At 67.4% G+C, this 1,324-nt stretch carries 1 protein-coding gene; it reads right to left on the bottom strand.

The features are described 5' to 3' along the window. Positions 1 to 27 precede the first annotated feature (27 nt). Positions 28 to 1,274 (bottom strand): IS3 family transposase gene (locus Pen02_RS41385; RefSeq protein WP_203871679.1). Its coding sequence is split into 2 segments (ribosomal slippage): positions 28 to 992 and positions 992 to 1,274, totalling 1,248 coding nucleotides; the frame shifts between segments, so codons are not numbered across the junction. Positions 1,275 to 1,324 lie beyond the last annotated feature (50 nt).

The following is a 1,324-nucleotide window of genomic DNA, read 5'->3' as shown; positions in this document are numbered from 1 at the left end:
TGAACCGTCCCGGGTTCTGTGGAGACCTCAGCTGTTGGCTCCAACCACCTCGCGGGGCTGGGGTTGAGCGTGGAACATCGATTCGTATTCGGCCGGTGGGACGTGCCCGATGGCGGAGTGCAGGCGCTGGTTGTTGTACCAGTCGACCCACTCGGCGGTGGCGAGTTCGACCTGGGCGAGGCTGCGCCACGGACCTCGGGATTTGATCAGTTCGGTCTTGTAGAGGCCGATGGTGGATTCCATCAACGCGTTGTCCAGGGCGTCACCGACGCTGCCGATCGATGCGTCGATACCGGCATCGAGCAGGTGGGTGGTGAACCGGAACGACGTGTACTGACTGCCCGCATCGCTGTGGTGCACCAGTCCCGAACCGACCGGCCGGCCGGCGCGGTCGCGGCGCCACAGCCCCATGTCCAGGGCAGCCAGGACCAGCGGGGTGCGTTTGTTCGTCGCTGCCGACCAACCCACGATCGCCCTTGAGTAGACGTCGACGACGAACGCGACGTACACGACGCCGGACCAGCCGGCGACGTGGGTGAAGTCCGCGACCCAGCACCGGTTCGGCCGGGCGGCGGTGAAGTCCCGGTTGAGCAGGTCAGCGGCCCGTTCATGCCCAGGATCGGCGACCGTGGTGCGGATCTTCTTGCCCCGCACGGCACCGGTCAGGCCGGCATCACGCATCAACCGCTCGACCGAGCACCGGGCCGTCGGATGCCCTTGGCGGCGCAGCTCATGCCAGATCTTGCGGGCACCGTAGACGCCGTAGTTCACCGAGTGGATCTCCCGGATGAGTTCTGTCAGCTGCGCATCGCGCACCTTCCGCTTCGACGGCGGACGCTTCTTCGCCGCCCAGAAGCCGCTCGGGGTGATCTCCAGCCCGTGCTGACGCAGCACGCGACAGATCGACTCGACTCCACCAAAGCGGCCCCGATGCTCGTCGATAAAGCTCACGAGCGTGTCGTAGGCCGGTCGAGCTCGGCCGCGAAGAAAGCCGACGCGGCCTTCAAGATCTCATTCGCCCGCCGCAACTCGGCGTTCTCCCGCCGCAGCCGCTTCAGCTCCGCCGACTCCTCCGACGTGACCCCCGGCCGCTGGCCGTCGTCGACCTGCGCCTGCCGGACCCACTTACGCAACGTCTCGGCCGTCCCGATCCCCAGCCGGGCCGCCACCGCCGTGATCGCCGCCCAGTCCGACTCGTAGTTCGGCCGCACCTCCGCGACCATCCGCACCGCCCGCTCCCGCAACTCCTGCGGATACGGCTTCGTTCCTGCCATCTCTCGATCCTTCCCAAGCGGGGAAGTCTCTACAAGATCCGGGGCGGTTC

It is taken from the genome of Plantactinospora endophytica, assembly GCF_016862915.1.
Lineage (GTDB): Bacteria > Actinomycetota > Actinomycetes > Mycobacteriales > Micromonosporaceae > Plantactinospora > Plantactinospora endophytica.
This window is presented reverse-complemented; position numbering and strand designations above follow the sequence as displayed.